At 72.2% G+C, this 24,043-nt stretch carries 16 protein-coding genes; 13 read left to right on the top strand and 3 right to left on the bottom strand.

Going from position 1 to position 24,043, the window contains the following annotated elements:
• The first annotated feature begins 54 nt into the window (after nucleotides 1-54).
• The 4 genes from KZ813_RS07125 to KZ813_RS07110 all read left to right on the top strand — a co-directional run bounded on the left by KZ813_RS07125 (nucleotide 55) and on the right by KZ813_RS07110 (nucleotide 6,792).
• Nucleotides 55-474 (top strand): DUF2147 domain-containing protein, encoded by a 420-nt coding sequence (locus tag KZ813_RS07125; RefSeq protein WP_219754293.1) that lies wholly within the window; start codon nucleotides 55-57, stop codon nucleotides 472-474.
• Nucleotides 467-3,109, top strand: coding sequence for a bifunctional lysylphosphatidylglycerol flippase/synthetase MprF (gene mprF / locus KZ813_RS07120; protein WP_219754292.1), 2,643 nt, complete (start codon nucleotides 467-469; stop codon nucleotides 3,107-3,109). The genes KZ813_RS07125 and mprF overlap by 8 nt, the downstream gene beginning before the upstream one ends.
• Nucleotides 3,110-3,120: 11 nt before the next feature.
• On the top strand, nucleotides 3,121-3,321 hold the full coding sequence (locus KZ813_RS07115) for a hypothetical protein (protein ID WP_219754291.1): 201 nt from the start codon (nucleotides 3,121-3,123) through the stop codon (nucleotides 3,319-3,321).
• A 159-nt stretch (nucleotides 3,322-3,480) separates the two neighbouring features.
• Entirely contained in the window at nucleotides 3,481-6,792 is a 3,312-nt protein-coding gene (locus tag KZ813_RS07110; RefSeq protein WP_219754290.1) for a trifunctional glycoside hydrolase family 18/polysaccharide deacetylase/glycosyltransferase family 2 protein, read from the top strand.
• Between the two features lie 207 nt (nucleotides 6,793-6,999).
• Here KZ813_RS07110 and KZ813_RS07105 read toward each other — a convergent pair whose 3' ends face one another.
• The gene (locus tag KZ813_RS07105; RefSeq protein ID WP_219754289.1) at nucleotides 7,000-8,805 is read right to left on the bottom strand and encodes a DUF885 domain-containing protein; all 1,806 of its coding nucleotides are present in this window, start codon (nucleotides 8,803-8,805) and stop codon (nucleotides 7,000-7,002) included.
• 118 nt (nucleotides 8,806-8,923) lie between these two features.
• Here KZ813_RS07105 and KZ813_RS07100 point away from each other — a divergent pair, with 118 nt between their 5' ends.
• The 5 genes from KZ813_RS07100 (at nucleotide 8,924) to KZ813_RS07080 (ending at nucleotide 15,294) form a co-directional block, all read left to right on the top strand.
• Nucleotides 8,924-10,981: a putative bifunctional diguanylate cyclase/phosphodiesterase gene (locus KZ813_RS07100; RefSeq protein WP_219754288.1), complete on the top strand. Its 2,058-nt coding sequence runs from the start codon at nucleotides 8,924-8,926 to the stop codon at nucleotides 10,979-10,981.
• A 113-nt stretch (nucleotides 10,982-11,094) separates the two neighbouring features.
• On the top strand, nucleotides 11,095-12,228 hold the full coding sequence (locus KZ813_RS07095; RefSeq protein ID WP_219754287.1) for a fumarylacetoacetate hydrolase family protein: 1,134 nt from the start codon (nucleotides 11,095-11,097) through the stop codon (nucleotides 12,226-12,228).
• Nucleotides 12,225-12,977, top strand: a complete 753-nt coding sequence (gene xylB / locus KZ813_RS07090) for a D-xylose 1-dehydrogenase (RefSeq protein ID WP_219754286.1) — start codon at nucleotides 12,225-12,227, stop codon at nucleotides 12,975-12,977. Before KZ813_RS07095 ends, xylB begins: the two co-directional genes overlap by 4 nt.
• Before the next feature lies 1 nt (nucleotide 12,978).
• On the top strand, nucleotides 12,979-13,839 hold the full coding sequence (locus KZ813_RS07085; RefSeq protein ID WP_219754285.1) for an SMP-30/gluconolactonase/LRE family protein: 861 nt from the start codon (nucleotides 12,979-12,981) through the stop codon (nucleotides 13,837-13,839).
• A 30-nt stretch (nucleotides 13,840-13,869) separates the two neighbouring features.
• Nucleotides 13,870-15,294: a sugar porter family MFS transporter gene (locus tag KZ813_RS07080; protein WP_219754284.1), complete on the top strand. Its 1,425-nt coding sequence runs from the start codon at nucleotides 13,870-13,872 to the stop codon at nucleotides 15,292-15,294.
• Nucleotides 15,295-15,542: 248 nt separating this feature from the next.
• Here KZ813_RS07080 and KZ813_RS07075 read toward each other — a convergent pair whose 3' ends face one another.
• Nucleotides 15,543-16,637 carry a LacI family DNA-binding transcriptional regulator gene (locus KZ813_RS07075; RefSeq protein ID WP_219754283.1) on the bottom strand — a complete coding sequence of 365 codons (1,095 nt, stop codon included), beginning with the start codon at nucleotides 16,635-16,637 and terminating at the stop codon, nucleotides 15,543-15,545.
• A gap of 55 nt (nucleotides 16,638-16,692) precedes the next feature.
• A complete protein-coding gene (locus tag KZ813_RS07070; protein WP_219754282.1) occupies nucleotides 16,693-18,786 on the bottom strand; it encodes an alpha-glucuronidase family glycosyl hydrolase in 2,094 nt (697 codons plus the stop codon).
• Between the two features lie 209 nt (nucleotides 18,787-18,995).
• Between KZ813_RS07070 and manD the strand changes: the two genes are divergently transcribed.
• The 4 genes from manD to KZ813_RS07050 all read left to right on the top strand — a co-directional run.
• Complete coding sequence (gene manD, locus KZ813_RS07065; RefSeq protein ID WP_219754281.1) at nucleotides 18,996-20,207, top strand: D-mannonate dehydratase ManD; 1,212 nt, start codon at nucleotides 18,996-18,998, stop codon at nucleotides 20,205-20,207.
• A 48-nt stretch (nucleotides 20,208-20,255) separates the two neighbouring features.
• On the top strand, nucleotides 20,256-21,572 hold the full coding sequence (locus KZ813_RS07060) for an MFS transporter (RefSeq protein ID WP_219754280.1): 1,317 nt from the start codon (nucleotides 20,256-20,258) through the stop codon (nucleotides 21,570-21,572).
• Nucleotides 21,573-21,959: 387 nt separating this feature from the next.
• A complete protein-coding gene (locus tag KZ813_RS07055) occupies nucleotides 21,960-23,165 on the top strand; it encodes an SGNH/GDSL hydrolase family protein (RefSeq protein ID WP_308461810.1) in 1,206 nt (401 codons plus the stop codon).
• A 58-nt stretch (nucleotides 23,166-23,223) separates the two neighbouring features.
• On the top strand, nucleotides 23,224-24,043 hold an 820-nt coding region (locus tag KZ813_RS07050), incomplete at its 3' end, for a dihydroxy-acid dehydratase domain-containing protein (RefSeq protein ID WP_219754278.1).

Here is a 24,043-nt window from a genome sequence, read left to right as displayed (position 1 = left end):
GCGCCGTCCTACACCGACGGTCAAACAGACCAGGGAAACGATCACGTGAGATGCATGCGCGGGGTGATGGCGGCGATCGCGGCGGCAACGCTGGTGCTGCCGACCGTGCCCGCCGCCGCCGAGACGGCAAGCCCGCTGGGCACCTGGCTCAACCCTTATGGCTCAGTGGCGGTGCGCACCGGCGCCTGCGGCGAACGGCTGTGCGGCTGGGTCGTCTGGGCCAGCGCCGAGGCGCTGGCCGACGCGCGCGAGGGCGGGGTCACCGGGCTGATCGGCACCCAGCTGCTCGAGAATTATCGTCCGGCCTCGGGTGGCTGGGTCGGCACCGTCTTCGTCCCGGACATGGGTCGGCGCTTCTACTCGCGGATCGAGCCGGTCGGCAGCGACGGGCTGCGGGTAAAGGGCTGTATCCTCCACGGTCTCGTGTGCCGCTCGCAGCTGTGGCACCGCGTCGCGCAGCCGCCGCATGCCTGAGCTCCGCGCCCGTCTCGAGCGCTATCGTACCCCCGCGACGGTGGTCGCGGTGGCGGTGCTGCTCGGGCTCGGCTTCACGGCGATCGAGCGGCTCACCCGCGAGATCCGCCTCGCCGACGTGCGCGCCGCGATCCACGGCCTGTCGGGGGCGCAGATCGCCGCGGCGCTGGGCTTCACCGCGCTGAGCTATCTCGCGCTGACGCTCTACGACGCGATGGCGCTGCGGGTGATCGGTCGCCCGCTGCCGTGGCGCGTCGCCGCGCTCGGATCGTTCACCAGCTACACGCTGTCGCACAATCTCGGGCTCGCGCTGCTGACCGGCGGCTCGGCGCGCTACCGCGTCTACACCGCCGCCGGGCTCGACGGGCCCGACGTGGCGCGGGTCGTCGGGATCGCCAGCGCGACCTTCTGGCTCGGCGTGGTCACGGTAGCCGGTGCCGCGCTGACTCTGCGCGACGGCCCGATCGCGCTCGCCGACGTGACGCTCAGCGCCGCGGCGGCGCGCGCGATCGGCGTGGCGGTGATCGCGGGCGTCACCGCGCTGGTGGTCGCCTGCGGCATGGCACGCGGGCCGCTGCGCGTGTGGCGCTTCACGCTGCCGCTCCCGAGCGCGCCGCAGGCGGTGGCGCAGATCGCGATCGCGCTGGTCGACACCGCGGCCGCGGCGGCGGCGCTGTTCGTGCTGATCCCGCACGCGCCGGTGGCGCTGCTCCCCGCCTTCGTCCTGGCCTATGCGCTCGGCATCGTCGTCGCGCTGCTGACCCATGTCCCGGGCGGGATCGGCGTGTTCGAGGCGGTGGTGCTGGCGGTGATGCCGGGCGACCGCGCCGCGCTGCTGGCGGCGCTGATCGCCTATCGCCTCGTTTATTACGTGCTGCCGCTCGCGCTCGGCGTCGCGCTGCTGGCGTGGCACGAGGGCCGGCGTCAGCACGGCCTGCCGCGGCTGCTGCGCGACTCGGGCGCGCTGGCGAGCGAGGTGGCGCCGCTGGTGCTCGCCGCGGCCAGCTTCGCGGGCGGCGCGATGCTGCTGCTGTCGGGCTCGCTCCCCGCGCTGGCGCCGCGCATCGGCGCGCTCCACGCGCTGCTGCCTCTGCCCTTCATCGAGGCGAGCCACGTCGCCGCGAGCCTGGTCGGCACCGGGCTGCTGCTGCTCGCGCCCGGCCTGTACCGCCGGCTCGACGGCGCCTTCGTCGCCACCCGCGCGCTGCTGCTCGCCGGCGCGGCTTTCTCGCTGGCGAAGGGGATCGACTATGAGGAGGCCGCGGTGTGCCTCGCGCTCGCCGCGCTGCTGCAATGGACTCGCGGCGCCTTCTACCGCCGCACCGCGCTGACCCAGGCACCGCTGTCGGGCGCGTGGCTGGTGGCGGTGGCGGTGGCGGTCGGCGTCGCCGCCTGGGCCGGGCTGATCGCCTACCGCCACGTCCCCTATGACGACGATTTGTGGTGGCGTTTCGCGCTCCACGGCGACGCGCCGCGCTTCCTGCGCGCGATGCTGGCGGTGGCGGTGATGCTGGCGGCGGTGGCGCTGTGGCGGCTGCTCGGGCCGGCGCGCAGCGTGCCCGACGTGGCCGCCGATCCCGCGGCGGTGGCGCGGGTGCTCGCGAACGCCGAGCGCACCGACGCGATGCTGGCGCTGACCGGCGACAAGCGCTTCCTGCTCTCCGAGGATGGGCGCGCGATGCTGATGTACCAGGTGCGAGGCACGAGTTGGATCATCATGGGCGACCCGATCGGCCCCAGCGACACCTGGGACGAGCTGCTGTGGCGTATTCGCGACCTCGCCGACCGCGCGCAGGGGCGGCTGCTGCTCTACCAGGTCACCGGGCTGGTGCTGGACCTGGCGATCGGCATGGGGCTGCAGATCGTGAAATACGGCGAGGAGGCGATCGTCGACCTGCCGTCGTTCACGCTCGACGTGCCGCGGCTGCGCTCGGTGCGCAAGGCGGAGCGCGCCGCGGCGCGCAAGGGAGCGGAGTTCCGCATCGTCCCCGCCGCGGCGGTGCCGGTCATCTTCGACGAGCTCGCCGCCATCTCGGACGAGTGGATGCGCGCCAAGGGCCACAATGAGAAGGGTTTCAGCCTCGGCCGCTTCGACCGCGACTATCTCGGCCATTTCGACATGGCATTGGTGTCGATCGAGGGGCGGATCGTGGCCTTCGCCAACCTGTGGCTCACCGACGGGCGCGACGAGGCGTCGGTCGACCTGATGCGCCACCGCGACGACATGCCCGCGGGGACGATGGACTTCCTGTTCGTCCATCTGATCGACTGGGCACGCGAGCGCGGCTACCGGCGCTTCTCGCTCGGCATCGCGCCGCTCTCGGGGATCGCCGGGCGGCGGCTCGCCCCGGCCTGGGCGCGCGCGGCGGCGCTGATCTTCCACCACGGCGAGCGCTTCTATGGCTTCCGCGGGCTGCGCACGTACAAGGAGAAGTTTGCGCCCGAGTGGGAGCCGCGCTACATCGCCGCGCCGCGCGGGCTGGCGATGGTCAAGGCGCTGCGCGACCTCTCGCTGCTGGTCGGCAAGCCGCCCGCCGCCGCGACGATCGCGGCGCGCTCGGGCGGGATGATGGCGCGGTTCCAGGTGACGCCGCCGCGCCCCGTCGACACGCTGCTCAACCTGGCCTCGTCGTGAGGCCCGCGCGGTTGGACGAGCGCGCGCGCGACGACGAGGATGTCGCGGCCGAGCCGATGCCGGAGGCCTGCCGCGCGGGCCGTCACCTGCCGGCGCGGCGCGTCACCCTGGACGCCCATGGCGCCGCGCACGCGCGCTGCCGGCGCTGCGGCTGCGAGCTCACCCGGCTGCCCGCGATCCGGCGATGGTATCGCTCCGGGATGCTCGGGTAGCGCCGCGGCGGCCACTCGCCCGATCGCGCCGCCGCGGTACCCCACTGCCGCCGAAACGGATCATGACGAACTTGTAAGCCTCGGCCCACGCGGCGATTATCCGCGCCGGGGTAGGGGAGGATGGTTCCCGCGCGTCGCGCGTCCATGCAAGGCCTGCCCATGTCCGCCCCCGTCTTCTTCGATCCCACCGGTCGCCGCAGCCGCCGCTCCAAGCGCGTGATCGCGGCGCTGCTGGTCGCGGTGGTGGCGGCGGCGATCGCCTTCGCCACCACGCTGGTGGCGGTGCCGCGGGGGGTCGACCTGCGGCTGCCGCTGTCGCGCGCGCACGCCGCCGCGGCGCGCGGCGAGCAGCGCCGTCACGGTCTCGCCGCCTGGCTGCCGCACCGCCGCCCGGCGGCGAAGAGCGCGGTCAACGCGCCGCTCAGCATCGCCTTCTACGTGCCGGGCAACGACGACAGCCTCGCCTCGTTCCGTCGCAACGCCGGCGCGCTCGACTGGGTCGTGCCGGCGCTGATCAGCGTCGCCGGGTCGCAGCACCGCGTCACGGTGGAGCGCGACGGCGCGTTCGAGCGCAGCCTGGCGGCCCTGCCGCACGCGCCCAAGGTGCTCCCGATGGTGCAGAACCTGGGCGACGACCAGTGGGACGGCAAGGGCAGCGCCGCGCTGCTCGCCGACCCGCGCGCGCGATCCGACCTGGCGCGGCGCCTCGCCGGTTACGTCGCGCAGCGCCGGGCGGGCGGCCTGGTGATGGATTTCGAGGCGCTGCCCGAGACGGCGATGCGCCCCTATGTCGCCTTCCTGCGCACGCTCCACGCCGCCATGCCCAAGGGCACGGTGCTGGCGGTGACCGCCCCCGCGGAGGACGATAGCTGGCCGCTCGCCGCGATCGCGCAGGCGACGGACAAGGTCATCCTGATGGCCTATGACCAGCATTGGGAGGGCGCGACCCCCGGGCCGATCGCGGCGCAGGACTGGTTCATCCGCGAGGTCGAGGCGGCGCGCCGCGTCGTGCCGGCGAACAAGCTGGTCGTCGCGCTCGGCAGCTACGCCTATGACTGGCACGGCGACACCACCGACGCGCTGTCGATCGAGGAGGCGTGGCTGGCCGCGCACGACAGCGAGGCTCCGATCAGCTTCGATCCCGCCAGCGGCAACGCCTATTTCGCCTATGACGAGGACGGCCAGCGCCACACCGTCTGGATGCTCGACGCCGCGACCAGCTGGAACGAGATGAAGGTGCTGCGTCAGCTCAACATCGGCGGGGTGGCGCTCTGGCGGCTGGGCAGCGAGGACCAGGGCTTCTGGGCCGACCTCGTCGCGATGCGCACCGGCGGGCGGCCCGACCTGCGCCGCCCGACCTCGCTGCTCAACACCGACATCGAAGGATCGGGCGAGATCCTCCGCATCACCGCGACCCCGACGCCGGGTCAGCGGACGCTCTGGGCCGATCCGCAGGGGCTGATCCGGCGCGAGCGCTACGACGCGCTGCCGACGCCCTATGTCGTTCGCCGCGCCGGTGCCGCCGACCCGAAGAAGCTGGCGCTGACCTTCGACGACGGCCCCGACGCGACCTGGACCCCGCGCATCCTCGACGTGCTCGAGGCGGCGCACGTGCCCGCCACCTTCTTCGTGATCGGCGGCAACGCGCTGGAGCACCCCGCCCTGCTCAACCGGATCGTGCGCGACGGCGGCGAGATCGGCAACCACAGCTACACGCACCCCAATATGGCACGACTGGGGCCACGTGAGACCGCGCTCGAGCTCAACGCCACGCAGCGGCTGGTGCAGGCCTATACCGGCCGCTCGATGACGCTGTTCCGCGCGCCCTATTTCGGCGACGCCGAGCCGACCACCACCGACGAGCTCGAGCCCGCGCTCCAGGCGCAGCAGGCGGGCTACACGATCGTCGGGCTGCACGTCGATCCCAACGACTGGCAGCGGCCGGGCGAGGACGCGATCGTCGAGCAGGTGCTCGATCAGGTCCACTCGGCCACGCTCGAGAAATCGGGCAACGTGATCCTGCTCCACGACGGCGGCGGTGACCGCTCGCAGACCGTGGCGGCGCTGCCGCGCATCATCCGCCAGCTGCGCGCCGAGGGCTATACGTTCGTCACCGCCTCGCAGCTGGTCGGTGCCAGCCCGGCGCAGGCGATGCCGCCCGTCGCCGAGGGCGACCTCTGGGCGGTTCGCACCGACGTGGCGGTGTTCGTCGTGCTCGCCGTGCTGGCGGCGGCGCTCGCCTGGCTGTTCTATCTCGCCATCTCGCTCGGCGTGGCGCGCGCGGTGCTGATGGCGGGGCTGGCCTGGGCGCAGGCGCGACGCAAGCGGCCCGCGCCGCCGGTGTACGCGCCGAGCGTCTCGGTCGTGATCCCGGCGTACAATGAGGAACGCGTGATCGTCACCTCGATCCAGCGCGTGCTGGCGAGCGACTATCCCGCGCTCGAGGTGATCGTCGCCGACGACGGCTCCAAGGACCGCACCAGCGCGGTGGTCGAGGCCGCCTTCGCGAACGACCCGCGCGTGCGGCTGCTGACGCTGGTGAACGGCGGCAAGGCGGCGGCGCTCAACCGCGCTCTGCTGTCGGCCACGGGGGAGGTGGTGATCGCGCTCGACGCCGACACGCAGTTCGAGCCGGCGACGATCCGCCGCCTCGCGCGCTGGTTCGCCGACGAGCGGATCGGCGCGGTCGCGGGCGATGCGCGCGTCGGTAACCGCGTCAATCTCGTCACCCGCTGGCAGGCGGTGGAATATATCACCGCGCAGAATCTCGAGCGGCGCGCGCTCGCGGGCTTCGACGCGATGACGGTGGTACCCGGCGCGGTCGGCGCGTGGCGCCGCGCCGCGCTCGACGCGGTGGGCGGCTATCCGGAGGACACGCTGGCGGAGGACCAGGACCTCACCATCGCGATCCAGCGCGCCGGCTGGCGCGTGACCTATGATCCGAGCGCCATCGCCTGGACCGAGGCGCCCGAGAGCTTCCGCGCGCTCGCCAAGCAGCGCTTCCGCTGGGCCTTCGGGACGCTACAATGCCTGTGGAAGCACCGCGCGGTGCTGCGCACGCGCAAGCCCTCGGGCCTGGCGCTGGTCGGGCTGCCGCAGGCGTGGCTGTTCCAGATCGCCTTCGCCGCGATCTCGCCGCTGATCGACCTGGCGCTGCTCGTCTCGATCGCGGGCACCGCGCTGCGCGTGGCGCAGCACGGCTGGGCGCAGACCAGCGGCGACGTCGCGCGCATGGGGGTCTATTGGGTCGCCTTCACCGCGATCGACGTGTTGTGCGGCTGGCTCGCCTACCGGCTCGACGGCCATCGCACGCGCTATCCCGCGCATTTGCTGGTGGCGCAGCGCCTAGTGTACCGCCAGATCATGTATTGGGTGGTGCTGCGCGCGATCGCCGCGGCGATCGGCGGCTGGCTGGTCGGCTGGGGCAAGCTCGAGCGCAGCGGCCGCGTGACGGCGGCCGGGGCGGCCTGAGCGGGAGCGGCCCACCCGATTCTCCCTTCCGCTTCCTGGGATCGTTCCGGATCACGGAGCGGCGTCGGAGACTGATCCAGCTTATGTGAACCAGCGGGCTGCTCCTGCGGACGCGGGAGCCCAGAGCCACGAGCGTCACGTCTCCGGCCCTGGGCTCCGGCGTTCGCCGGAGCGCGGATCGATCGAGGTGGATCAGGGCCTAGGTCGCTACGCCGCGCTCGCGCGCTCGTGCACCACCCGCTCGAGCACGGTCAGCGGCATGGCGCCGAGCCGCAGCACCTCGTGGAAGCGCTTGAGGTCGAACCCCGGTCGCGCCTTGGCCTCGTCGCGCAGCCGGGTCCAGACGGTGTGGCCGATCTTGTAGCTGCACGCCTGGCCCGGCCAGACGGTGTAGCGGTCGATCTCGCCCTGGCTGCGGCCGCGCGCGATACCGGTGGTGGCGATGAGATAGTCTGTCGCCCGCTCGCGCCCCCAGCGCTTGGCGTGCATCCCGCTGTCGACCACCAGCCGGGTCGCGCGGAACAGCAGCGACTGGAGATAGCCGACCTGGCCGAGCGGGTCGCCCTCGTACATGCCCATCTCGTCCGCGAGCTGCTCGGCGTAGAGCGCCCAGCCCTCCGAATAGCCCGAGAAGAAGCCGCGGCGGCGGATCAGCGGGATGTCCTCGCTCTCCAACGCCAGCATCACCTGGAGGTGATGCCCCGGCACCGCCTCGTGATGCGTCAGCGTGGCGAGCCCGAATTTGGGCCGGTCGAAGGTGTCGCGCAGGTTGATATAGTAGATCGCGGGCCGCGAGCCGTCGAGCGACGCGTTCTGGTAATAGCCGCCCGGCGCGCCTGCCTGGATCGAGGCGGGGACGCGCCGCACCTCGACCGGCGCCTTGGGCAGCGAGGCGAAGGCCTCGGGCAGCCGCTTCTGCATCGCCGCGATCTGCCGGGTGAGCTGCGCCAGCAGCGCCTCGCGCCCGGGATCGGTGTTGGGGAAGAGCTGGTCGGGGCGCTTGTTGAGCGCGACGAGCCGCTCGCCGACCGTCCCCTGCGCCATGCCCTGCGCGCGCAGGATCGTGTCGATCCGGGCGGAGATCTCCGCCACCTGCGCGAGCCCGAGGCGGTGGATCTCGTCGCCCGACATCGGCACCGTCGTCGCCGCCTCGGCCGCGGCGGCGTAATAATCGTCGCCGTCGGGCAGGCGCCAGCAGCCGGCATCGTGCGTGGCGCGGGCGCGCAGCTCGGTGACGAGTGCGCGCTGGCGATCGAGCGCGGGGAACACCTTCTCCGCCACCAGCGCGCGGGCGCGGGCGGCGCGCTCTGGCGGTAGGCCCGCCGCGGCGAGCTTGGCGGCGAAGGAGACCACCGCCACCGTCTGTTCTGGTGCCTGGTCGCGGAAGGCGGCGAGCTGCTTCAGCGTGGTGTCGAGGATATAGTCGGGCGCGAACACGCCGTGCGCGGCGTCGGCGCGCTGGCGGGCGGTATCGTCCTCGATCGCGCCGGCGAGCGCCTCGACCCGCGCGAGATAGGCGTCCGCCTCGGCGGCGTCGCGGACGCGATGCTGGGATTCGAGGAAGTCGGGCACGTCGCGATAGGCGCCGGTGAGCTGGCTGAGGATATAGGGGGCGAAGCGGCCCATCGTCGCGCCGTAGCGGAAGCGCTCGCTGCCGCCGATGGCGCGGCTCAGCTGATAGGTGACGACGTCGAGGTCGAGCTGCGCCGCGGGCGACAGCGCGGCGCGATCGAACCGCTGGAGCTCGGCGAGTTCCTGCCGTGCGCGGGCGAGCGCGCGCGCCTGGCCGGCGGCCGAGCCGTCGTCGAGCCGGCGCTTCAGCCCGGCGCGCGCGGCGGTGTCGAGGCCGAGCCGCGTCGCCTGCTCGGGGCTCTCGTCGAGCCGAGCGTAGAAGAAGCGGTCGAGCGTCGCGCGCAGCGCGGCGTCGCCGCCGGCCCGAGTCGCCGCCACCGCCGGCAGCGCCGCGACGGCCGCGCCGGCGGTCGCGCCGCCGATGAAATCACGCCTGTTCATCAATAGCTTCTCCCTATGCCCCGCGTGTGTGCCGGGGCAGGACGGGGTAAGCAAGCGGTCGGCGGCGCTCATCATTGAGTAAGGCGCGCCGTATAATACGCTCGTCCCCGGAGGAGCTGTGCTGCCGACCTCGATCTCGACCCGTGTGATTGCCGCGTTCGGAACCGTGGTGGCGGTGGTGCTGCTGCTGTTGGCCGCCGGCTGGATAGTCGCGGGCGACGTGCGGCACGCCAACCAGTCGGTGCGGCGGCTGAGCGAGCGGCTCCGCGTCGAGGACGCGCAGGATCGCGCGCAGCAGCAGCTGCGGCTCACGATCGGGGAAGTGACCCGCGCCGCCGAGCAGCCGCGCCAGGTGACCCCGGCGCAATGGGCCCGGGTCGAGCACGCGCTCGCGACGTTCCGCGCCAGCCACGCGGCGCCCTCGGCGGCGACGCCCGCGCGCGAGGCCGCGGCGGCCGAGTTCGCGCGGCTCGCGGCGGGGCTGATCGCCGACGCGCGCGCCGAGCCGCGCCGCATCGCGCGCGACATGCCGCAGTTCCTCGCCGCGCTGCGCGTGCTCGAGCGCGAGCGCGCCGAGGCGCGGCGCTGGCTGGTCGATCGCATCGACGCCGCGGTCGCGCGCAGCTCGCGCGAGCTCTACGCCAGCATCTCGCGCATCGTCTTCGGCGTGCTCGGCGTGCTGCTGCTGCTGCTCGCCTCCTTCCTGTGGCTGCGACGCCAGGTCCTCCATCCGATCGTCGCGATCGCCGACCAGCTGCGCCAGTTCGACACGGTCGACGGCGAGGTACGCGTCGCGGGCCGCGACCGCGCGGACGAGATCGGCGATCTGGCGCGCGGATTGGGCGAGTATCGCGACGCGGTGGAGCAGCGTCGCCGCGCCGAGAAGCGCATCGAGTTCCTCGCGCACCATGACATGCTCACCGCGCTGCCCAATCGGTTGCTGTTCGAGGAGCGTCTCGCGCAGGACCTCGCGCGGGCGACGCGCAGCGACCAGCGCGTCGCGGTGTTCGCGATCGATCTCGACGACTTCAAGTCGGTCAACGATCGCTTCGGCCACGCCGGCGGCGACCGCGCGCTGGATCGCGCGGCGCGGCTGCTCACCGGCTGCGTCCGCGCCGACGACATGGTGGCGCGGCTCGGCGGGGACGAATTCGCCATCATCCAGGTCGCACCCGACCAGCCGCGCGCCGCGGAGGCGCTGCTGATGCGGATCTTCCGCGCCTGCGACGCCACCGCGGGCGACGAGGTGCCGGTGCAGATGAGCGTCGGCGTGGCGCTCTCCGGCGCCGAGCAGGCGCGCGAGGAACTGTACAATCTCGCCGACATGGCGATGTACCGCGCCAAGTCGGAGGGGCGCCACACCGCGCGCTTCTTCGACGACGCGCTCAAGGAGGAGACGCGGCTGCGCTGGCGGCTGTCGCGCGATCTCGAGGGCGCGGTGGAACGCGGCGAGATGTCACTCGTGTACCAGCCGATGGCGGACGCGCGGACGCTGCGCGTGATCGGCTATGAGGCGCTGCTGCGCTGGCGCCATCCCGAGCTGGGCGACGTCCGCCCCGATCAGTTCATCCCGCTGGCCGAGTCGAGCGGGCGGATCGACTCGCTCGGCCTGTGGGTAGCCGAGCAGGCGATGGCGGCGGCGCGCGGCTGGCCCGATCACGCCATCGTCGCGCTCAACCTGTCGCCGGTGCAGTTCCGCCAGGCCGACCTCGCCGCCGACCTGCTCGCGCTCGCCGGGCGCTACGGGCTCGCGCCCGAGCGGCTCGAGTTCGAGGTGACCGAGAGCGCGACGCTGCTGGGGCATCGCCGCGACGCCGTGCTGGGGGCGCTGCGCGCGCTGCAGGACCGCGGCGCGCGCATCGTGATGGACGATTTCGGGACGGGCTATTCGTCGCTCGGCAACCTGCGCGACTTCCGCTTCGACAAGCTCAAGGTCGACCGCAGCTTCGTGTCGGCGATGCTCGACCACGCCCCCTCGGCGTCGATCGTGCGCAGCATCGCCGCGCTGGGCGAGAGCCTCGGGGTGCCGGTCACCGCCGAGGGGGTGGAGACCGAGGAGCAGCTCGCGCTGCTGCGTCGCTGGGGCTTCCCGCAGGTGCAGGGCTATCTCCTCGGTCGCCCCGAGCGGCTCGAAACGGTCTTGCGCTCGGCCGCATATGCGGGAATGATCGGCTAGCCTCGTCGCCCGCTGCGCGGGGCCCCGGCGGGGCGCGTGGGCACCGTCTTGACACTTCCCTCGCGAGCGTGTTGGTAGCGCTATCAAGATAGCCGCTGAGTTGGGGAGGGGTGATGGCGCTCGAACAGGACGCGACAGCGTCGGGTCTGCCGCACGACTGGAAGGAAGGTCGTTTCATCGGCCGCGCGGCGACCGCCGAGGGGCCGATCCCGCTGCTCGTCGTGCGCGGCGAGGCGTTCGACATGTCGGCGGTCGCGCCGACCGTCGCGATGCTGGTCGAGGCGGGGGACCTCTCCGGCGCGGGCGGCCGCTCGCTCGGCGCGCTCGAGGCCGCCGGGCTGGAGCTGCTCAGCCCGGTCGACCTCCAATGCGTGAAGGCGTGCGGCGTCACCTTCGCGGTGTCGGCGATCGAGCGCGTGATCGAGGAGCGCGCGCGCGGCGACTGGTCCGCCGCGGCCGAGATCCGCGGACGGCTGGAGTCGCGGGTCGGCGGCTCGATCCGCTCGGTCGTGCCCGGCACGCCGGAGGCGGCGGCGCTCAAGGCGGCGCTGATCGAGGACGGGCTGTGGTCGCAATATCTCGAGGTCGCGATCGGCCCCGACGCCGAGGTCTTCACCAAGGCGCCGGTGCTCGCCACCGTCGGCCCCGACGCCGAGATCGGCATCCGCTCCGACTCGAGCTGGAACAACCCCGAGCCCGAGGTCGCGCTGCTGGTCGACAGCCGCGGCACCGCGCTGGGCGCGACGCTGGGCAATGACGTCAACCTGCGCGACTTCGAGGGGCGCTCGGCGCTGCTGCTCGGCAAGGCCAAGGACAACAACGCCTCCTGCTCGCTCGGCCCGCTGGTGCGGCTGTTCGACGAGACCTTCACGATCGACGACGTGCGCGGCGCCGAGGTGCGGCTGCGGATCGAGGGCGAGGACGGCTATGTCCTGGACGGCAAGAGCAACATGGCCGAGATCAGCCGCGACCCGCTCGACCTGGTGCGCCAGACCTTGTCCGAGCACCAATATCCCGACGGCTTCGTGCTATTCCTCGGAACGCTCTTCGCACCGGTGCAGGACCGCGACGAGCCCGGCCGCGGCTTCACCCACAAGGTCGGCGACCGCGTGACGATCGAGAGCGAGCGGCTCGGCCGGCTGACCAACCGCGTGGTCACCTCGAAGGAGGCGGCGCCCTGGGAGCTCGGCATCGGCGGGCTGATCCGCAATCTCGCCGCGCGCGGGCTGCTGGGGACGATGGCGTGAGCGAGGGCGCGATCTACCCGTCGCTGCGCGGCAAGAAGGTGCTGGTGACCGGCGGCGCGACCGGGATCGGTGCGGGTCTCGTCGAGGGTTTCGCGCGCCAGGGAGCCGAGGTGGCGTTCGTCGACGTGAACGCCGCGGCGGGCGAGGCGCTGGCCGCGGGGCTGGGGGGCGCACCGCTCTTCCGCGCCTGCGACCTCACCGACGTCGCCGCACTGCCCGCGATGGTGGACGAGATCGCCGCGGCGCTCGGCGGGCTCGACGTGCTGGTCAACAACGCCGCCAACGACGACCGCCACAGCTTCGCCGAGGTGACCCCCGCCTATTGGGACGAGCGGATGGCGGTCAACCTGCGTCACCTGTTCTTCGTCGCTCAGGCCGCGGTGCCGCACATGAAGCGCGCGGGCGGGGGCGCGATCGTCAATTTCGGGTCGATCAGCTGGCATCTCGGCCTGCCCGACCTGGTGCTCTATCAGACCGCCAAGGCCGCGATCGAAGGGATGACGCGGAGCATGGCGCGCGACCTCGGCCGCGACAATATCCGCGTCACCACGATCGTGCCCGGCAACGTCCAGACTCCGCGGCAGGAGAAATGGTACACGCCCGAAGGCGAGGCCGAGATCGTCGCGGCGCAGTGCCTCGACGGGCGGATCCAGCCGGCCGACGTCGCCGCGCTGGCGCTGTTCCTGGCCTCGGACGACGCGCGCATGTGCACCGGCCACGACTATTTCGTCGACGCGGGCTGGCGCTGAGATGGTGCCGCGGTCGGTCCTGCGGGTCGGCGCGACGCTGGGCGAGGGGCCGGTGTGGGGGCGCGACGCCTTGTGGTTCGTCGACATCAAGCAGCACCAGGTCCACCGCTTCGATCCCGCCACCGGCGCGCACGAGCGCTGGACCGCGCCCGACCAGGTCGGCTGGGTGCTGCCGAGCGCGCACGGCGACCTGATCGCGGGCGTGAAGACGGGGCTGCACCGCTTCGATCCCGCCACCGGCACCTTCACGCCGCTGCACGCGCCCGAGCCGCACCTTCCCGGCAACCGGCTCAACGATGCCGCGATCGATGCGCGCGGGCGGCTGTGGTTCGGATCGATGGACGACGATGAGGTCGCCGCGACGGGTCGGCTCTACCGCCACGCCGGCGAGGACTGCGCCGACAGCGGGCTAGCGCCCGTGGTGATCACCAACGGGCCCGCGATCAGCGCCGACGCGACGGCGCTGTATCACACCGACACGCTGGGGAAGACGATCTGGCGCGTGCCGCTCCGCGACGATGGTACGTCGGGCACGCCCGAGCGCCATGTCACGATCGAGGAGGGTGCCGGCTATCCCGACGGGTCGACGCTCGACGCCGAGGACTGCCTGTGGGTCGGGCTGTTCGCCGGCTGGGGCGTGCGCCGCTACGATCCGGCCGGCAAGCTGATGACGACGGTACGCTTCCCCTGCGCCAACGTGACCAAGATCGCGTTCGGCGGCGAGGGGCTGCGCACCGCTTACGCCACGACGGCGCGCAAGGGGCTCGACGCGGCGGCGCTCGCCGACCAGCCGCTCGCGGGCGACCTGTTCGCGTTCGAGCCCGGGGTCGCCGGCGTCACGACCGTCGAGGCGACACTATAATCTAAAAGGCACGAGTGGGAGCGGGTGAGGATGACAACGGCTTTCAGTGACGGCGACGCAGGTCGCGTCAACATGGGCTTCATCGCCGCGATCGTCGCGGTGGCGACGATCGGCGGCTTCATGTTCGGCTATGACTCGGGCGTGATCAACGGCACGCAGAAGGGGCTGGAGGCCGCCTTCGACCTCGGCAAGCTCGGGATCGGCGTCAACGTCGGGGCGATCCTGATCGGCTCGTCGATCGGCGCGTTCAGCGCGGGGCGGCTGGCCGATCGGATCGGGCGGCGCAGCGTGATGATGCTGTCGGCGGCGCTGTTCCTGTTCAGCGCGCTGCTCGCCGGCGCGGCCTCGACCTCGGCGATCTTCATCTTCGCGCGCATCATCGGCGGCCTGGGCGTCGGCGCGGCGAGCGTGATCTCGCCGGTCTATATCTCCGAGGTGACCCCCGCCGCGGTGCGCGGCCGGCTGTCGAGCGTGCAGCAGGTGATGATCATCACCGGCCTCACCGGCGCCTTCGTCGCCAATTTCGCGCTGGCGCGCTACGCCGGCGGCTCGACCGCGGACTTCTGGCTGGGCTTCTCGGCGTGGCGCTGGATGTTCTGGCTCCAGGCGATCCCGGCGCTGGTGTACCTGCTCGCGCTGCTGATCATCCCGGAGAGCCCGCGCTACCTCGTCGCCAAGGGGCATGAGGATCGCGCGCACGCAGTGCTCACCCGCCTGTTCGGCCGCGCCGAGGCGGACCGCAAGGTCGGCGAGATCCGCGCCAGCCTCGCCGGCGACCATCACCGTCCCAAGCTGTCCGACCTGATCGACCGCGGCTCGGGCAAGATCCGCCCGATCGTCTGGGCCGGCATCGGCCTGGCCGTCTTCCAGCAGCTCGTCGGCATCAACGTGGTGTTCTATTATGGCGCGACGCTCTGGGAGGCGGTCGGCTTCTCCGAGGATTACGCGCTGCAGACCAACATCCTGTCGGGCGTGCTGTCGATCGGCGCGTGCCTGTTCACGATCTTCACCGTCGACAAGATCGGGCGCAAGCCGCTGCTGTTGGTCGGCTCGGCCGGCATGGCGGTGACGCTGGCGGTGGTCGCCTGGGCCTTCTCCACCGCGGTGACCGACGCCGCGGGCGCGGTGAGCCTGCCCGGCAACAACGGCGTGATCGCGCTGGTCGCGGCCAACCTCTACGTGATCTTCTTCAACGCCAGCTGGGGCCCGGTGATGTGGGTGATGCTGGGCGAGATGTTCCCCAACCAGATCCGGGGCTCGGGGCTCGCCGTGTCGGGTTTCGCGCAGTGGATCGCCAACGCCGCGATCTCGGTGAGCTTCCCCGCGCTGGCGGTCTCGCCCGGCCTGGCGGTGACCTACACCGGCTACGCGATCTTCGCGGCGATCTCCTTCTTCTTCGTGCGCGCGATGGTGCACGAGACGCGCGGGCGCGAGCTCGAGGACATGGTGGGCTGAGAGGCTCGGCCCCGCCCGTTCGCGGGCGGGGCGGGCTTCGGCATGCGAGCGGCCGGTCGCCTTCAGGGGCGGCCGGCCGTCGTCATATGGACTGACGGTTCCGGGATCCACGATCCCGCGTGCTCGCGCGCGGAAGGGTGCGCGGCAGGGTCGATCCCGGCACACGTCTGGGATGACAGATGGGGAGCGGAGACTTTCTTCGCCGACCTCGGTGCAGAGGCAGGTCGGCAGGCGGACGCTCTCGCGGCCTAGACCGCCCCCGCCTGCACGCGTCGCGGCGCGGCGTTGGGCCGACGGCGCGGCGCGGCGTCCGACTGGCGGCGGACCAGCTGATAGTCCGCCAGCAGGTGCGGGTGGTCCAGCCCGGCGTCGCTGGTCTTGCGCGCCCGGATCTCGCGCGCCAGCAGGTCCACCGCGGTGCGCGCCATCGCGCTGACCGGCTGGCGGATCGTGGTCAGCTCGGGCCAGATCGTCGTCGCCAGCGCCGAATCGTCGAACCCTACGACGGTGAGGTCGCCCGGCACGTCGAGCCCGCGGCGGTGCGCGATCGCCACCGTCGCGGCGGCCATGTCGTCGTTGGCGGCGAAGACCGCACTCGGTGCCTCGGCCAGCTCGAGCAGCTGCTCGGCCGCGTCGAGGCCGGAGCGATAGGTGAACCACCCCTCCGCGACCAGCTCCTCGTCCGTCGGCAGCGCCATGTCGGCGAGCGCGTCGCGATAGCCGGCGAGCCGCTCGGCGCTGGCGGTCTGGTTGGCCGCGCCGGTGATGAAGCCGATGCGGCGGTGGCCGAGCGCGCCGAGGTGACGCGTCATCTCATAGGCGGCCTTGCGGTCGTCGATGCTCACCGACAGCGCCCAGTCGGGCGCGCGCCCGGTGGAGACGGCCACCACCGGCACGTCGCGCGCGCGCAGCGCCTCCAGCGCGGTCGCCGAATCGCCGAGCGGGGGCGGCAGCAGCACGCCGTCGACGCGGCCGCGCAGCAGGTGCTCGATCGCGGCGAGTTCGGTGCCCTCCTCGCATTTCTCGATCACGATGGTGCAGTTCTGGCGGCTGCCCTGGTCGAGACAGCCGACGAGGAACTCGCTGAAATAGAACAGGCTGGTGTTGGTGTGGAGCACGCCGAGGCGGAACTCCTCGCCGCCCGCCAGCGTCCGCGCGGCGGCCGAGGGCGCGTAGTGGAGCGTCGCGATCGCCTCCTGCACGCGGCGGCGCGTCTCGGCGCGGACGTTGCTCTCGGCGTTGATGACCCGGCTCACCGTCATCGGCGACACGCCCGCGTGGCGCGCGACGTCGCTGATCGTGGGGGCGTTGCGCTGACGACGCGAGCCGCGGCTTTCCTTCATGAACATCCTTTCGCCGCCGACGTTACGGCGGCGAACGCGACGGCCGCAAGGGGCGTCATTCCGGGTGGCCCGGTGCGTGAGGAAATCGCTGGGCCTCGTACCAGGCGAGGTCGTGCGCGGGCGCGGCGACGCCGGCGGGCAGCGCGCGGCGGTTGACCGACATCCAATAGGCCAGGCTCGCGTCGCGCCACCAGCGCGCCTCGCGCTCCTGCACCGCCAGGTAGGTCGCGGTCTTGTTCCAGCGCTCGGCGTCGACCAGCGGGCGCAGCGTCTCCCAGGTCGCGCGCATCGTGCCCACGGTGGCGACGCCGCGGTCGTAGTGCGCGACCAGCTCCTCCCACAAGCTTCTGCCCGAGGCCATGCGCCGGTCCCACGCGACATGGTGGAACCACAGCAGCTCGCGCTCCGGCGTGGTGGCCGGGTCGGCGAGCCGCTTGGCGACCGTGGGAGCATATTGCGCCACGGCGTCGCTGCCCGAGCGCGTGCGGTCGAAGCCGATCCCCTGCCGGTCGGCGCGATGGTAATAGACGGGGTTCCACTCGGGGCGCTTGAGGTCGCTGACCCAGGGGCCGGGCCCGTAATGGTGACCGGTCGCCATCACGTGCGCGAGTCCCAGCGCGCCGGTATAGTCCACCACCGCCTCGCGGGAGGCCATCATCATCCCGACCACGGGTTCGACCACGCGCGGGTCGGTGCCGAAGGTCTGCCGCGCCCACTCGCGCGCGATCGCGCCGGCGTCGAGCGTCGGGTCCCAGGCGAGCCGTCCGAAGGCGTACCAATTGGCCTGGTTGAAGGTCGACCCCGACCAGTCGCGGTCGCGGCCGATATTGGCGACCCCGGCCATGCCGCTGAGCGCGTGATGCTCGGCCGCGCCGTCGACCACGTCGGCGACGGTCTCGCCCCCGCGCCCGGTGCGGGCGTCGAGCACCTCGGTGAAGAGCGGGCCGAGATAGGCGAGGTGGGTGGCGAAGCCGAGATATTCCTTGGTGATCTGGAACTCGATCAGCAGCGGCGTCTTGGGCATGGCGCCGAACAGCGGGTGGAAGGGCTCGCGCGGCTGGAAGTCGATCGCGCCGTTCTTCACTTGCACCAGCACGTTGTCGGCGAACTGGCCGTCGAGCGGTTTGAACTCGCTATAGGCCTGCTTGGCGCGGTCCTCGGGATCGGTGTCGGCGTAGACGAAGGCGCGCCACATCACGATCCCGCCGTGCGGGCGCACCGCGGCGGCGAGCATGTTGGCGCCGTCGGCATGGGTCGCGCCATAGTCGCGCGGGCCCGGCTGGCCCTCGCTGTTGGCCTTGACGAGAAAGCCGCCGAAGTCCGGGATGGCCCGGTAGATCTCGTCGGCCTTCGCCTTCCACCACGCCGCGACCGCGGGATCGCGCGGGTCGGCGGTCTTCAGCCCGCCCAGCTCGATGGGCGCGGAGAAGCGCGCCGACAGATAGACCTTGATCCCCCAGGGGCGGAACACGTCGGCGAGCGCGGCGGCCTTGGCGATGTAGCGCGGCGTCAGGCTGTCGGCCGAGGCGTTGACGTTGTTGAGGACGGTGCCGTTGATCCCGATCGAGGCGTTGGCGCGCGCATAATCGGTGTAGCGCGGGTCCTTGACGTCGGGCAGCGTCCACCAGTCCCACAGCGACTGGCCGGCATAGCCGCGCTCCACGCTGCCATCGAGATTGTCCCAATGGTTGAGCACCCGCAGCTTGACCCGGGGAGCTGAGGCGAGCGCCACCGTCGCGGCGCTGCCCCCGGTGGCGAGGTGGCGCAGCAGCGCGAAGCTGCCGTAGAGCAGGCCGCGCTCGCCGTTCCCGGTGATCAGCAGCGTGTCGCGCTGGCCGAGCCGGACGCGGCGGACGAGATAGCCCTCGTCGCCCAGCGCCGCGAGGGGCAGGCGCAGCGCCGCCACCTGGGGGTCGCTCGCCGGCGCCAACGTCACGTCGCCGACGCCGTCGGGGAGCGAGCGGGTCAGCTCCTCGGCGGCGAGCCGCAACGTGGCGCCCTCGCCGCGCATCGTCACGCGCGCGCTCGGCCCGGCGGGGGCGTCGGCGCGCAACCAGAGGCGATAGCCATCGTCCGCGCGCGCGGGCGCGGTTCCGGCGAGCAGCAGCGCCATGGCGATCGCCCCTAACCCGCACAAGCGTGCTGCCATCTTCCTCTCCGTCCTGGGCCGCATTGACTCGACCTTACTCTCTCGATCATGTTATCGCTACCAGCTGCGTTGGCAAGCCGTCGCGATCGGATGACGGGGCGACCTACGCCGGAGAGGAGCGCGCGTGATCGCCGTCGTTGACCTGTGCCCCTGTCTGAGAGACGGCCGTCGCCGGCGGTTCGCCGCGGATCAGGCCTGAGGGAGTCGTCATGCCGCTCATCACCGACGCGCGGGTCATCGTCACCTCGCCCGGGCGCAACTTCGTCACGCTCAAGATCATCTGCGACGACGGCACCACCGGCATCGGCGACGCCACGCTCAACGGGCGCGAGCTGGCGGTGGCGAGCTATCTCGCCGAGCATGTCATACCTTGTCTGATCGGGCGCGACGCGCATCGCATCGAGGACATCTGGCAGTATTTCTACAAGGGCGCCTATTGGCGCCGCGGTCCCGTCACGATGAGCGCGATCGCGGCGGTCGACGTCGCGCTGTGGGACATCAAGGGCAAGCTCGCCGGCCTGCCGCTCTACCAGCTGCTCGGCGGCGCCAGCCGCGAGGCCTGTCTGGTCTATGGCCACGCCAACGGCACGACGATCGAGGACACGGTCGCCACCGCGCTGACGCACCGCGACCAGGGCTATCGCGCGATCCGGCTGCAATGCGGCGTCCCCGGGCTTGCCTCCACCTACGGCGTTGCCAGGCCGGGGCAGCGCTACGAGCCCGCCGACGCCGCGCTGCCGAGCGAGGCGATATGGTCGACCGAGAGGTATCTCCGCGTCGTGCCGGCGCTGTTCGCCGCGGCGCGCGAGGCGCTGGGTCCGGACATCCATCTGCTCCACGACGTCCACCACCGGCTCACCCCGATCGAGGCGGCGCGGCTGGGGCGCGACCTCGAGCCCTATCGCCCGTTCTGGATCGAGGACCCGACGCCGGCCGAGCAGCAGGACGGCTTCCGCCTGATCCGCCAGCACACCACCACGCCGATCGCGGTGGGCGAGGTGTTCAACTCGATCTGGGACTGCAAGACGCTGATCGAGCAGCAGCTGATCGACTATGTCCGCGCCACGATCGTCCACGCCGGGGGGATCACGCACCTGCGCCGCGTCGCCGCGCTGGCCGACCTCTACCAGGTCCGGACCGGCTGTCACGGCGCGACCGATCTGTCGCCGGTGACGATGGCGGCGGCGCTGCACTTCGGCCTGTCGGTGCCGAATTTCGGCGTGCAGGAGCATATGCCGCACACCGACGCCACCGACGCGGTGTTCCCGCACGCCTATCGCTTCGAGGACGGGCGCATGCACCCGGGCGAGGCGCCGGGGCTGGGGGTCGACATCGACGAGGAACTGGCCGCGGGCTACGCGTACAAGCGTGCCTATCTGCCGGTGAACCGGCTCGAGGACGGCACTTTGTGGAGCTGGTGAGGGGCGCCCGACGATGCGCCGAGCTCGCGACGAGAGGATCGGCCTGAGATGAGCGACGTCACCGAGGCCGCCAGGGGAGCGCCCGAGACCGCCGCACACGCGGTGCCGCGGCCGCGCGGGCGCGTGCGCTGGCTGATCTGCGCGCTGCTCTTCGCCGCGGTGGTGCTGTCGTACATCGACCGGCTGGTGCTCGGCGTGCTCAAGCCGCAGCTGACCGCGCTCTACGGCTGGAGCAACACCGGCTACGGCGACGTCACCGGCTATTTCCAGGTGTTCTACGGCATCGGCTTCCTGCTGTTCGGCTGGCTGATCGACCGGCTCGGCCCCAAGCTGGGCTATCTGCTCGCGATGGGCAGCTGGACCATCGGCCATTTCGCGCAGACGCTCGTCACGTCCACCACCGGCTTCGTCGTCGCGCGCATCCCGCTCGCGTTCGGAGAGGCGGGGACCTACCCGTCGGCGCTCGCCGCGGCGTCGCAGTGGTTCCCCAAGAAGGAGCGCGCGCTCGCGATCGGCGTCTTCAACGCCGGCGCGAACGTCGGCGCGATCGTCACCCCCCTGCTCGTCGGCTTCCTCGTCGCCGGGCTGGCGCTCGACTGGCGCTGGGCCTTCATCGTGACGGGCCTGTTCAACCTCGTCTGGCTGCTCGCCTGGTGGCGCCTCTATCACAGACCCGGCGAGCACCCGCGACTGTCGGCCGAGGAGCGCGGCTGGATCGAGGCCGAGCCCGCGGTCGATGGCGGCCGCGCCGGCTTCCTCACCGTGCTGCGCCGGCGCGAGGCCTGGGCCTATATGGCGGGGCGCTTCCTGATCGACCCGGTCTGGTGGACCTTCCTGTTCTGGCTGCCCGACTTCTTCAACAAGCAGTACGGCTACGACCTGAAGAGCTTCGGGCCGCCGCTGGTGGCGATCTACCTGCTCGCCGACGGCGGCGCGATCGCGGGCGGCTGGTACTCGTCGCACCTGCTGCGCCGCGGGGTGGAGACCGGACGCGCGCGCAAGCGCGCGATGTTCGCCTGCGCGCTGTTCGCGCTGCCCGTGATGTTCGCCGCGCAGGCGAGCGGCATCTGGCTCGCGGTGCTCGCGATCGGGCTCGCCTGCGCGGCGCACCAGGGCTTCTCGACCAATCTGTTCGCGCTGCCGGGCGACCTGTTCCCGCGCTACGCCCAGGGCACGCTGATCGGTCTCGGCGGCTTCGCCGGCGCGGTCGGTGGCTTCATCGCGTCCAAGTCGCTGGGCGTGCTGCTCGACACGGTGGGCAGCTACGGCCCCTTCTTCGTCGCGTGCGGGGTCGCCTATCTCGTGGCGCTGCTCGTCTTCCACCTGCTCAACCCGCGCTACCGGCCGGTCACCTTGACGACGTAGGTGCTTGACGGTGCAGGGGTTTCAACATAGATCGAGATATTGATAGCGCTAACAGACCGACGTGAGGCGAAGGTGCCGCGTGGGTGTAGCGTCGGAGAGGGAGGGGTTTTCCGCGCATCTATGGCTCGAACCCGCGTCTGTGAGAGCCGCGAGCCGTGCCGGTCGGGCGGACGCTCGTCAGCTTCCCGGCCGCTCGCCCCGCGTCCCATCGCCCGTATCGCCGCGATCATCGGCTCCGGCACGTCTCGCCTCCCTTTCCCTCTGAGACGTGCCGCCGGCCGGGTCGGCGTCCCGCGGGAGGCCGGCCCCTTTCTCGGCGGCTCGCCGACGCCACCTGCCCCCGTCGGTGAGCGCGTTCTCCCGCGGGCATCGCGGCGAGGGCCGCGCGTGGCGCTCGCCGCAGCGCTCCTCCTCGGCGCCGCCTCCCGCCCGGCCGACGCGAGACCCTGCACGTGGCAGGCGGCCTGGTCGTCGGCGCAGCTCGCCCCATCGGCGGACGCGCAGCTCGAGCCGGGGGCGCTCACCGATGCCACGCTGCGCCAGATCGTCCGCCCCAGCCTCGCCGGGCAGCGGGTCCGTGTCCGCTTCTCCAACGCCTTCGGCCGCGCCCCGCTGGTGATCGACGCCGCCAGCGTCGCGCTGGCCGCGGCACCGACCGGCGGCGTGATCCGGCCCGCGAGCCGGCGCGCGCTGCGCTTCGCCGGACGCGCCGCGGTGACGATCCCGGCGGGCGCCGAGTGGGTCAGCGATCCCGCGGCGCTGCCGGTCGCGGCGTTCACCGACGTCGCGGTGTCGCTCCACCTCGCGCGCGCGCCCGACGGACAGACCGCGCACCCGGGGAGCCGCGCCACCTCCTATCTCGCGGCGGGCGAGCGCACCGGCGCGGCCGAGCTGCCCGGCGCGCGCGCGATCGACCGCTGGTATCTCCTCTCCGGCGTCGAGGTGGAGCGCTGCGCCGCACCCGGCGGCGTGGTGGCGCTCGGCGACTCGATCACCGACGGCTATGGCGTGTCGCCCAACAGCTACGCGCGCTGGACCGACGTGCTCGCGCGCCGGCTCGGCGGCCGCGTGGCGGTGCTCAACGCCGGGATCGGCGGCAATCGCGTGCTGCTCGACGGGCTCGGCCCCAGTCTGATGGCGCGGCTCGACCGCGACCTGCTCGGCCAGGCCGGGGTGCGCCACGTCATCCTGCTCGAGGGGGTCAACGACATCGGCATGCTGACCCGCGACTCGCCCGCCGACGCCGCGGCGCACCGCGCGCTGGTAGAGGGCGTCACCGGCGCCTTCGCGCAGCTGGTCGCGCGCGCGCGGGCGCACGGTATCGCCGTTCACGCCGCGACGATCCTGCCGTTCGGCGGCAGCGCTTATTACCACCCCGGCGCCGAGTCCGAGGCGGACCGCCGGGCGATCAACGCCTGGATCCGCGCGCCCGGTCACGTGGACAGCGTCATCGACCTCGATCGACGGATGCGCGACCCGGCCAGGCCGGCCTATCTCGCGCCGCGCTACGACAGCGGCGACGGTCTCCACCCCAATGCGGCGGGCTATCGGCTGATCGGCGAGTCGATCCCGCTCGCGCCGCTACGGCGTTGACGCGGTGGGCCGTGATGATATTTGTCTGACTTTTAGACGAGCGATCCCGGAGCGAGCGATGACCCAGAGCAACGAGACGCCGGCGCTGCGGAGCCGGGCGTGGTTCGACAATCCCGCGAACATCGACATGACGGCCTTGTACCTGGAGCGCTACCTGAACTTCGGGCTGTCGCTGGAGGAGCTGCGCTCGGGCCGGCCGATCATCGGGATCGCGCAGACGGGGAGCGACCTGTCCCCGTGCAACCGCCACCATCTGGTGCTGGCGGAGCGGGTGCGCGAGGGGGTGCGCGAGGCGGGCGGGATCGTGCTGGAGTTCCCGGTCCACCCGATCCAGGAGACGGGCAAGCGCCCGACCGCGGGGCTGGACCGCAACCTGGCGTATCTGGGGCTGGTCGAGGTGCTGTACGGCTACCCGCTTGACGGCGTGGTGCTGACGATCGGCTGCGACAAGACCACGCCGGCGGCGCTGATGGCGGCCGCGACGGTGAACATCCCGGCGATCGCTCTGTCGGTGGGGCCGATGCTCAACGGCTGGCACAAGGGCGAGCGCACCGGCTCGGGCACGATCGTGTGGAAGGCGCGGCAGCTGCTCGCCGCGGGCGAGATCGACGACGCCGAGTTCATCCGGCTGGTGGCGAGCTCGGCGCCGTCGACGGGCTATTGCAACACGATGGGCACGGCGACGACGATGAACTCGCTGTGCGAGGCGCTGGGCATGTCGCTGCCCGGCTCGGCGGCGATCCCGGCGCCGTACCGCGACCGGCAGGAGGTGGCGTATCTCACCGGCAAGCGGATCGTGGCGATGGTGGCGGAGGACCTCAAGCCCTCGGACATCCTGACCAAGCAGGCGTTCCACAACGCGATCAAGGTGAACTCGG

It is taken from the genome of Sphingomonas folli, assembly GCF_019429525.1.
In the GTDB taxonomy this organism is placed as follows: domain Bacteria; phylum Pseudomonadota; class Alphaproteobacteria; order Sphingomonadales; family Sphingomonadaceae; genus Sphingomonas; species Sphingomonas folii.
The sequence above is the reverse complement of the archived record's forward strand: the minus strand, read 5'-3'. Positions and strand labels throughout refer to the sequence as shown.

What these genes read in the sequence shown, in the direction of transcription:
- KZ813_RS07125 (WP_219754293.1), top strand. Translation starts at nt 55, where the DNA reads ATGCGCGGGGTGATGGCGGCGATCGCGGCGGCAACGCTGGTGCTGCCG.
- mprF (WP_219754292.1), top strand. Translation starts at nt 467, where the DNA reads ATGCCTGAGCTCCGCGCCCGTCTCGAGCGCTATCGTACCCCCGCGACG.
- KZ813_RS07110 (WP_219754290.1), top strand. Translation starts at nt 3,481, where the DNA reads ATGTCCGCCCCCGTCTTCTTCGATCCCACCGGTCGCCGCAGCCGCCGC.
- KZ813_RS07105 (WP_219754289.1), bottom strand. Translation starts at nt 8,805, where the DNA reads ATGAACAGGCGTGATTTCATCGGCGGCGCGACCGCCGGCGCGGCCGTC.
- KZ813_RS07095 (WP_219754287.1), top strand. Translation starts at nt 11,095, where the DNA reads ATGGCGCTCGAACAGGACGCGACAGCGTCGGGTCTGCCGCACGACTGG.
- KZ813_RS07085 (WP_219754285.1), top strand. Translation starts at nt 12,979, where the DNA reads ATGGTGCCGCGGTCGGTCCTGCGGGTCGGCGCGACGCTGGGCGAGGGG.
- KZ813_RS07080 (WP_219754284.1), top strand. Translation starts at nt 13,870, where the DNA reads ATGACAACGGCTTTCAGTGACGGCGACGCAGGTCGCGTCAACATGGGC.
- KZ813_RS07075 (WP_219754283.1), bottom strand. Translation starts at nt 16,637, where the DNA reads ATGAAGGAAAGCCGCGGCTCGCGTCGTCAGCGCAACGCCCCCACGATC.
- KZ813_RS07070 (WP_219754282.1), bottom strand. Translation starts at nt 18,786, where the DNA reads ATGGCAGCACGCTTGTGCGGGTTAGGGGCGATCGCCATGGCGCTGCTG.
- manD (WP_219754281.1), top strand. Translation starts at nt 18,996, where the DNA reads ATGCCGCTCATCACCGACGCGCGGGTCATCGTCACCTCGCCCGGGCGC.
- KZ813_RS07060 (WP_219754280.1), top strand. Translation starts at nt 20,256, where the DNA reads ATGAGCGACGTCACCGAGGCCGCCAGGGGAGCGCCCGAGACCGCCGCA.